Origin of the sequence: Rhizobacter sp. (assembly GCF_035702065.1) — a bacterium.
In the GTDB taxonomy this organism is placed as follows: Bacteria; Pseudomonadota; Gammaproteobacteria; order Burkholderiales; family Burkholderiaceae_C; genus Rhizobacter.
In genome coordinates this window covers 1-8,911 of sequence record NZ_DASSRA010000071.1, presented here as the reverse complement: position 1 = coordinate 8,911, position 8,911 = coordinate 1, and the positions used below count along the sequence as shown (strand labels likewise).

Here is an 8,911-nt window from a genome sequence, read left to right as displayed (position 1 = left end):
GCCTCGACGATGCCGGCGGCATCCCAGCCCAGCACCTTGTACTCGCCGGCCGGCGGGGCGGCGCGCTTGCGCACCTTGGTGTCGACCGGGTTCACCGACACGGCGTGCACGCGCACCTTCAGGTCGCGTGGGCCGGGCGTGGGCTCGGGCAGGGTGACGTCGATCAGCGAGTTGGCATCGGTGATGGGCAGGGACTGCTGGTAGGCAACGGCTTTCATTTGAAGCTCCGCAAGGTGGTGAGGTCGATGGCGTCACTGTAGAACCGGCGGCTTCGTTTGATAATCGCCGCCAATCCGCTATCACTTTCAACTGGCATTTGAAGATGACCCTGCCCGGCGACCTGCAACTGGCCCAGCTCCAGCTCTTCGTGCGCCTGGCCGACGCCGGCACGCTGAGCGCCGCCGCGCGCCAGCTGCAGATCACGCCGGCGGCCGCCAGCGCCGCGCTCAAGCGGCTGGAGGCGGCTCTGTCGGTGCGGCTGGTCGAGCGCTCCACCCGTTCCATGCGCCTCACGCCCGAGGGCGAGCTGCTGCGCGAGCACGCTGAACGCGCGCTGGGCGTGCTCGACGACGCCCGCTCGCTGCTGGGCGCCCAGCGCGAGCGGCTGGAGGGCGAGGTGCACGTGGCCGCGCCCTCCGACCTGGGCCGCTCGGTGCTGAGCCCGCTGCTCGATGCCTTCCTCGCGCGCCACCCGGGCCTGCGCATCGCGCTGCACGTGTCCGACGTGCGGCACGACCTGCTGCGCGAGCGCGTCGACATCGCCGTGCGCTACGGCGAGCTGCGCGATTCCACCCTCGTCGCCCGCCCGCTGTGCGCCACGCATGGCGCGCTGGTCGCCTCGCCCGACTACATCGCGCGACACGGGGCGCCGCAGCACCCGCACGACCTGGCCCGCCACAACTGCCTCACCCTCTATCGCTCGGAGCGCCCGCACCTGATGTGGACCTTCGTGCGCGGCGATGAAGAGGTCACCGTGCGCGTCGAAGGCAACCGCCGCGCCGACGACGGCGCCTTGGTGCGCGAGTGGGCGGTGCAAGGCCTGGGCATCGTGCAGAAGGCGCGGCTCGACGTGCTAGCCGACCTGCGCGCCGGCCGGCTGGTGGAACTGATGCCGCAGTGGCGCGGCCTGCGCTACCCGCTGCACGCCATCGTGCCCACCCAGCGCCACCTGCCGCTGCGCGTGCGGCGCCTGCTCGACGAACTGGTGCAGCAGTTCGCGCGCATCGAGGCCGAGGCCAACGAAGCGGACAATACGGCTCCCACCTGACACGCCCCTTCACGCGTCCACACCCATGCTCGCCTACCGACACGCCTTCCACGCGGGCAACCACGCCGACGTGCTCAAGCACGTGATGCTCACGCGCGTGCTGCGCTACATGAACCAGAAGGACAAGACCTACCGCCTGATCGACACGCACGCCGGCGCCGGCGGCTACTCGCTCGAAGGCCCCTACGCGCAGAAGAAGGGTGAGTACATCAACGGCATCGGCCGCCTGTGGGACCGCGACGACCTGCCCGAGATCGTGGCCGACTACGTGGCGCTGGTGAAGCAGTTCAACCCCGACGGCCGCATGGAGCAGTACCCCGGTTCGCCCGCCTTCGCGCAGATGCTGCTGCGCCCGCAAGACCAGCTGCGCCTTTTCGAGCTGCACAACACCGATCACCGCATCCTGGCCTCCTACATCGCCGGCACCAAGGGCACCGAGGTGTTCAACGCGGACGGCTTCGACGGGCTCAAAGGCCAGGTGCCGCCGTCGTCGCGCCGCGCCGCGGTGCTGATGGACCCGTCCTACGAAGGCCACAACGACTACGGCCGCGTGATCGCTTCATTGCGTGAGGCGTTGCAGCGCTTTGCCGAAGGCGTGTACATGGTCTGGTACCCGCAGGTGAGCAAGCTCGAGGCGGCGCAGCTGCCACGCCGGCTGGAGGCGATCGCGCCCAAGGGCTTTCTGCACGTGCGCATGACGGTGCAGCAGCCGGACCAGCAGGGCTTCGGCCTGGCGGGCAGCGGCATGTTCATCATCAACCCGCCGTACACGCTGCACGACGAGATGCAGGCGGTGATGCCCTACCTGGTCGAGGTGCTGGGGCAGTACGACGGCGCCAACTACCTGATCGAGCAACGGGCGGCGTAGCGCCCGTTCGGTGAGCAGCGCGCCACCTGAGGCGCACGCCGCAAGGCCTCACCTGGCCGGTGCCGACGCTGCGTGCGACGCCTTCAGCCCGGCCAGCCAGGCCGACCAGTCCATCGGCCCGAACTCGTAGCGCGTTTTCAGGTTGCCCAGCACCCGGCCCCAGACATTGTTGAAGTAGGTGTAGGCGCGGTCCCATTCGCCGCCCTCGCCCCAGCCGACGTGGTGCAGCGTCACGCGGGTGCTCTTGCCGTCCACGTCAAAGAAGCGCACGACGACGAAGGTGCGCTGCTTGCGCGCCTCGGGCAGCGAGGGCGGCGCGTTCCAGTCGAAGCTGAGCATCTTCATCGGCTGCAAGGCCATGTAGCGCATGGTGTCGGCGCCCTTCAGGCCTGGCTCGGCATACGGGTCCATGTGCAGGTGGAAGGCACCGTCGACCCGCGGGTCGATCTCGGCCTCGGGCGCGAAGAAGCTCTCGATGCCGGCCTTGGTCGTCCAGCTCGCCCACACCTGGGCCAGCGGTGCGGGCACCACGACTTCCTTGTCGATGGCGCGCTCTTGCGCATGGGCACCGAACACGCAGAGCAGGATCAGGCAAGCGAACAGGCGACGCATGAATGCACTCCCTCCAGGCAACGAGGCGCTGACACTACCATCAGGTCCCATGCAGCCTCAAGCCTCCTCCCGCGGCCCGCTGGCCGGACTCAAGGTGCTCGAACTCGGGCAGCTGATCGCCGGCCCCTTCGCGGCCAAGACGCTGGCCGACTTCGGCGCCGAGGTCATCAAGATCGAACCGCCCGGCAGCGGCGACCCGCTGCGCCAGTGGCGCCTGCTGCACAACGGCACCAGCGTGTGGTGGCAGGTTCAGTCGCGCAACAAGAAGAGCGTGGCGCTCGATCTCAAGCAGCCCGAGGCGCGCGACATCGTGCGCCGGCTCGCGGCCGAGTGCGACGTGCTGGTGGAGAACTTCAAGCCCGGCGTGATGGAGGCCTGGAGCCTGGGTTACGACGAGCTGTCGCGCGACAACCCCGGCCTCATCATGCTGCGCATCAGCGGCTACGGCCAGACCGGGCCCTACAAGGACCGGCCCGGCTTCGGCGTGGTGGCCGAGGCCATGGGCGGCCTGCGCCACCTCACCGCCGAGCCCGGCCGCGTGCCGGTGCGCGTGGGCGTGAGCATCGGCGACACGCTGGCCTCGCTGCATGGCGTGATCGGCATCCTGATGGCGCTGCACCATCGGCATGCGTCAGGCCGCGGGCAGGTTGTCGACGTGGCGCTGTACGAAGCCGTCTTCAACTGCATGGAAAGCCTGCTGCCCGAGTACAGCGCCTTCGGCGTGGTGCGTGAGGCGGCCGGCTCCGCCCTGCCCGGCATCGCGCCGAGCAACGCCTACCCCTGCGAGGACGGCTGGGTGCTGGTGGCCGGCAATGGCGACAGCATCTTCACGCGCCTGATGAAGACCATCGGCCGCGACGACTGGGCCAGCGACCCCACGCTCGTGGGCAACGCCGCCCGCGTGGCACGCGTGCAGGAGATCGACGCCGCCATCGGCGCGTGGACGCGCACGCGCAGCGTGGCCGCCGTGCTGGACGCGCTCAACGCCGCGCAGGTGCCGGCCGGCCGGCTCTACACCGCGCGCGACATCGCCGAAGACCCGCACTACCGCGCGCGCGGCATGATCGAACGCGTGACTTCGGCCGACGGCCTGTCGGTCGAGGTGCCCGGCATCGTGCCCAAGCTGAGCGACACGCCTGGCGCCATCACGCGGCGCGCGCCCACGCTCGGCGAAGACACGACGGCCGTGCTGCGCGAGCTGGGCATCACGCCCGAACAAGAGGCGCAGTTGCGCGCACGCGGGGTGCTGTGAGCACGTCACCGGCACGGTTCGGCATCACGCTGCCGGTCTTCTCCTGAACCGAAACCGGCCAAGACCGGGAAAACCCCGGCGATTGGCGGCCCAACATAGCCACTGAGTACAAGGCTCCGGGAGCCAGGGCATCGAACAATTGTGTTGTGCACGGGCGTGCATATTTAGCTCGCCTGGCCCAGTTGGACGACAACCAAGGAGACACCCCATGACCCTGAGCCTGAGAACTCTCGTACGAGCCGGCTTCGCGCTGGTGCTGACCGCCGCCTCGGCCGCGGCCTTCGCCCAGACCAGCTTCAGCGCCACCTACAAGGGCGGCAGCACCTCGTCGTGCGGCACCACCTACAGCATCACCGGCAAGGAGCCCAGCGGCTCTGGCAAGTACCCGCTGTACGTCTACATCGGCGGCACGGGCGAGGCCTACAACAGCGCCTGGGGCGCGGCCACCATCGACGCCGCCGTGGCCCGTGGCATGGTCGCCGCCTCGGTGCAGTACGACAACGCCAGCTTCGGCACCTGCACCACCATCAGCACGCGCGCCAAGTGCATCTTCAACCCGGCCAATGCCAACAGCGCCATCGCCAAGCTGTGCGCGCGCTCCAAGGTCGACTGCTCCAAGGGCATCGTCACCGGCGGCCTGAGCCAGGGCTCGATCATCTCGGTCCTGTCGAAGAACTTCGACTCACGCATCAACGCCTCGTTCGGCCAGGGCACCGGCTCCACCTACACCGTTGCCTACAACCTGCAGTCGTGCATCGCCAACGGCAACCACGCCCAGCCCGGCAGCCGCCTGCGCATCATCAATGGCGAACGCGACATGTTCGTCGGCGGCACCGAAGCCATCGCCCGCTCGCAGGCCCAGCTCGTCACGGGCATCAGCTGCTCGGGCCTGAGCCCCACTGAATGCTTCCAGAGCAACGGCGCCGGCTGGGCCGTGGTGAAGGACTACCAGCTCAACGACCTCTACGCCGACCACTGCTTCATGGGCCTGGGCACCTACGGCACCCAGTGCACCGGCATCGCTGCGGTCGACACCAACTACAAGTACGGCAGCGGCAACTGGGCCCTGCCGGCCACGATGAACTGGCTGAAGACCTTCGTCACGCCCTGATCGGCACGCCCGAGCAACGCCCCGCTCCCACAGCGGGGCGTTTTGCTTTGCCGCCATGGTCCATGCCATGAACCGCATGCCGCGCCACCAGCTGCGCGTGTTCGACGACGGCAGCCTGTTTGCCGGCTCCGACGCGAACTGGAAGACGCGCCGCTACACCGCCACGCTGCTGGTGGCGCTCTCCGAGCGGCCGCTGGAGCTGCACATCGACGGCCGTGTCGAGCACCACACCGTGGTGGCGATACGCCCCTTCGTCGACCGCTGGCTGCTGCTGTACCGCACCCCCTTCGTCTCGGTCGACATGACGCCCGAGCACCCGGCCTTCGCGGCCTTCGAGGCGATCGGCGGCCACGGTTGCCGGGCCCTGTCGCGCGAGCGCTTCGCCGGCCTGCAGCGCAACCTGCAGGCCCTGCACGCCGGCCAGCTGCACGACCCGCGCGAGGCCCACCGCCTGCACCGCCGCACCACCAACCTCGCCGCCACGCTGCTGCCCGACCCGCCGGCACTCGACCCGCGCGCGGCCCAGGCGCGCGCCCTGCTGCGCAGCAACCCCACACTGGGCGCGGAGGAGCTGGCACGCCGCTGCTGCCTGTCGCCGCACCGGCTGTCGCACCTGTTCTCGGGCGAGCTGGGCATCACGCTGCGGCAGTACCAGCAGTGGCTGAAGATCCAGGCCGCCGCGCGCTTCTTCGGCAGCGGCTTGAGCCTCACACAGATCGCGGCGGCGGCCGGCTTCTCCGACTCGCCGCACTTCTCGAAGGTGTGGTCGCAGGCCTATGGCATGCCGCCGGCCTTCTTCTTCAACAACCCCGACGTGGCGGTGCAGACCTGGCGTGCCTCTCAGGCCTCGCGCTTGAAGTCGCGGAACGCAGCGAACAGCCACGAGCGCATGCCCACCACCAGCGTGTAGGGCCGTTTCTGCCCGGGTGGCAGCTTCTGGTCGGCCAGGTGCTGCTGCGCGAAGTCCTGCCCCACGCGCTGCAGGCGTTCGGCAAAGCTCGCCGCCAGGCTGTGGCCGACCTGGCCGTGCACCAGCATCAGCATCTCGCCTTCGCCGTCGAAACCGCCGCTGAAGTAGTCGCCGACCACGTCCTTGCGGAAGTAGGCCATCACCGGCCCGTGCGGCCGCCAGCGGAAGGTCTTGGCCACCTGCAGCCGGTAGCGGTTCATCGGCCGCAGTTCGATGATGCCGAGCTTGTCGAGCGCGACGAGGTACTTCACGCACTCGGCCTCGGTCAGCGTGTAGGTGGCGACGATCTGCTCGAAGGTCCACTGGCTCAGGCAGCAGGTGGCCATCAGCAGCAGGCGGCGGTCGGCCACCACCGCCTTCTCCTGCTCCAGCGTGAGCTCGCGGCGCAGCGGCTGCGCGTCGGCCACCTTGCGCGCCAGTTCAGCGAAGTCCATCTTCAGCACGCGAAGCACGTCGTCGATGCGCGAGAGCGGCATGTCGGCCTTGGCAAAGATGCGCTTGATGCTCGACTCCGACATGGCGAGCTGCGCGGCGAGCTCGGCGTAGGTGATGCCGGCCGCCTTGAGCTCGGCCTTCAGCACGCTGACGAGGTCTTGGGTGGTGCTCATGCGCGGCCCTGCAAAAGTATCGCGTGATGATACTGAGCATGGATTGCCGCACCACCCTGCCTGGGGCACTTGATACCCCACTGACCCCATACCAACAATCGCACCCAGCAGCTACATTGCCCGTCAAACACAACCATCGCCCCGAGGAGGAAGCCTTGTCGTCCACCCACCACCACGAGCATCCGAACCAGTTCGCCCTGCTGGGGCAGCGCCGCTTCGCGCCCTTCTTCTGGACGCAGTTCCTCGGCGCCGGCAACGACAACCTGTTCAAGTTCGCGTTCACGGTGATGGTCACCTACCAGTTGAGCGTGAGCTGGTTGCCGCAGGCGATGGCCGGCCCGGTGATCGGTGCGGTCTTCATCCTGCCCTTCCTGCTGTTCTCGGCCACCAGCGGCCAGCTGACCGACAAGCACGACAAGACGCAGATGATCCGCTTCGTGAAGTGGCTCGAAGTGGCGGTGATGGCACTCGCCGCCTACGGCTTCGTGCACGCCCACGTGCCGGTGCTGCTGGCCTGTGTGTTCCTGATGGGCCTGCACTCCACGCTCTTCGGGCCGGTGAAGTTCGCCTACCTGCCGCAGCACCTGAACGAGCGCGAGCTGACCGGTGGCAACGGCATGGTGGAGATGGGCACCTTCGTGGCCATCCTGCTCGGCAACGTCGCGGGCGGCCTCTTGATCGCCATCCCGCACACCGGGGCGGTGTACATCGCCTGGGCCTGCGTGGCAGTGGCCGTGCTGGGCCGCCTCACCGCGCAGTTCGTGCCGCCCACGCCGGCCACCGACCCCGGCCTCGTCATCAACTGGAACCCGGTCACCGAGACCTGGCGCAACCTGAAACTCGCGCACGGCAACCTGGCGGTGTTTCGCTCACTGCTGGGCATCTCGTGGATGTGGTTCTTCGGTGCGGTGTTCCTCGCGCAGTTCCCGAGCTTCGCGAAAGACGTGCTGCACGGCGACGAGCACGTGGCCTCGGCGCTCTTGGTGGTGTTCTCCATCGGCATCGGCATCGGCTCGCTGCTGTGCGAGATGCTGTCGCGCCGCCACGTGGAGATCGGCCTGGTGCCGCTGGGCGCCATCGGCATGAGCGTCTTCGCGATCGACCTCTACTTCGCCTCGCGCGGCCTGGCCGCGCCGGCCGCGGCCTACGGCGTGAGCGACTTCTTCGCCCAGCACGCGCACTGGCGACTGATCGCCGACCTGCTGCTGCTCTCGCTCTTCGCCGGCATCTACAGCGTGCCCATGTACGCGCTGATCCAGCTGCGCTCGCAGCCCACGCACCGCGCCCGCATCATCGCGGCCAACAACATCTTGAACGCGCTGTTCATGATCGTGAGCTCGGCGATGGTGGCCGGGCTGCTGGCGCTGGGCCTGACCATCCCGCAGGTCTTCCTCGTCACCGGCATCCTGAACGCGCTCGTGGCGTTCTACATCTTCCTGCTGATGCCCGAATACCTGCTGCGCTTCATCGCCTTCGTGGTGACGCGCCTGGTCTACCGCTTCAAAGTGCGCGGCGACGAGCACATCCCGACCGAGGGCGCTGCCATCCTGGTTTGCAACCACGTGAGCTTCGTCGACGCGGTGCTGCTGATGGCCGCCAGCCCGCGCCCCATCGCCTTCATCATGGACCACCGCATCTTCCAGATCCCGGTGCTGGGCTGGCTGTTCAAGCTGGCCAAGGCGATCCCGATCGCGCCGCAGAAGGAAGACGCCGAGATCTACGAGCAGGCCTTCGCCCGCGCCCGCAAGGTGCTGGAAGAAGGCGACCTGGTCTGCATCTTCCCGGAGGGCGCCATCACCAAGAACGGCGAGCTGGGTGAGTTCAAGGGCGGCGTGATGAAGCTCTTGGAGACCCACCCGGTGCCGGTGGTGCCGCTGGCGCTGCAGAACCTGTGGGGCTCGTTCTTCTCGCGCGTGGACGGCGCGGCGATGACGCGCCCCTTCCGCCGCGGCTTCTGGAGCCGCGTGGGCCTGGTGGGCGGTCCGGCCGTGCCGGCGGCAGAGGTCACTGTGCCGCTGTTGAAGACACGGGTGCAGGCGCTCCTCGACACGCCACTCGGTTGACATCCAGGCGACACCCGCTGCACGCAGCGGCTCGCAGAATCACTGCTTCAGTACCCAGGAGACAGGCATGAGCAATGACGAACAACGCGTGCGGGTGACGGTGGGCGAGAACGGCGTCGCCGAAGTGGCACTGGTGCGCGCCGACAAGATGAACGCCATC

General features: G+C 68.5%; 9 protein-coding genes. 6 read left to right on the top strand and 3 right to left on the bottom strand.

Features of this window, described 5'->3' with window-relative positions; genetic code table 11:
- The coding region (locus VFL64_RS03315; protein WP_489538961.1) for an alcohol dehydrogenase catalytic domain-containing protein at positions 1-218 on the bottom strand (218 nt) is incomplete at its 3' end.
- A gap of 104 nt (positions 219-322) precedes the next feature.
- Between VFL64_RS03315 and VFL64_RS03310 the strand changes: the two genes are divergently transcribed.
- Together VFL64_RS03310 and VFL64_RS03305 are read left to right on the top strand one after the other, a co-directional pair.
- Positions 323-1,267, top strand: a complete 945-nt coding sequence (locus VFL64_RS03310) for a LysR family transcriptional regulator (RefSeq protein ID WP_489538960.1) — start codon at positions 323-325, stop codon at positions 1,265-1,267.
- A gap of 25 nt (positions 1,268-1,292) precedes the next feature.
- The gene (locus VFL64_RS03305; RefSeq protein WP_489538959.1) at positions 1,293-2,135 is read left to right on the top strand and encodes a 23S rRNA (adenine(2030)-N(6))-methyltransferase RlmJ; all 843 of its coding nucleotides are present in this window, start codon (positions 1,293-1,295) and stop codon (positions 2,133-2,135) included.
- Positions 2,136-2,183: 48 nt separating this feature from the next.
- Here VFL64_RS03305 and VFL64_RS03300 read toward each other — a convergent pair whose 3' ends face one another.
- On the bottom strand, positions 2,184-2,747 hold the full coding sequence (locus tag VFL64_RS03300; RefSeq protein ID WP_489538958.1) for an SRPBCC family protein: 564 nt from the start codon (positions 2,745-2,747) through the stop codon (positions 2,184-2,186).
- 49 nt (positions 2,748-2,796) lie between these two features.
- Here VFL64_RS03300 and VFL64_RS03295 point away from each other — a divergent pair, with 49 nt between their 5' ends.
- From VFL64_RS03295 to VFL64_RS03285, 3 genes are all read left to right on the top strand, one after another.
- Positions 2,797-3,999 carry a CaiB/BaiF CoA transferase family protein gene (locus VFL64_RS03295; protein ID WP_489538957.1) on the top strand — a complete coding sequence of 401 codons (1,203 nt, stop codon included), beginning with the start codon at positions 2,797-2,799 and terminating at the stop codon, positions 3,997-3,999.
- Positions 4,000-4,207: 208 nt separating this feature from the next.
- Entirely contained in the window at positions 4,208-5,110 is a 903-nt protein-coding gene (locus VFL64_RS03290) for a hypothetical protein (RefSeq protein ID WP_489538956.1), read from the top strand.
- A gap of 55 nt (positions 5,111-5,165) precedes the next feature.
- Positions 5,166-6,020: a helix-turn-helix domain-containing protein gene (locus tag VFL64_RS03285; RefSeq protein WP_489538955.1), complete on the top strand. Its 855-nt coding sequence runs from the start codon at positions 5,166-5,168 to the stop codon at positions 6,018-6,020.
- Here the strand turns inward: VFL64_RS03285 and VFL64_RS03280 are convergent.
- Positions 5,951-6,688 carry a helix-turn-helix domain-containing protein gene (locus tag VFL64_RS03280; protein ID WP_489538954.1) on the bottom strand — a complete coding sequence of 246 codons (738 nt, stop codon included), beginning with the start codon at positions 6,686-6,688 and terminating at the stop codon, positions 5,951-5,953. The two genes, VFL64_RS03285 and VFL64_RS03280, sit on opposite strands and share 70 nt — an antisense overlap.
- A gap of 38 nt (positions 6,689-6,726) precedes the next feature.
- On the opposite strand from VFL64_RS03280, the gene VFL64_RS03275 reads away from it, so the two are divergent.
- On the top strand, positions 6,727-8,751 hold the full coding sequence (locus VFL64_RS03275; RefSeq protein ID WP_489538953.1) for an MFS transporter: 2,025 nt from the start codon (positions 6,727-6,729) through the stop codon (positions 8,749-8,751).
- The last annotated feature ends 160 nt before the right edge of the window (positions 8,752-8,911 follow it).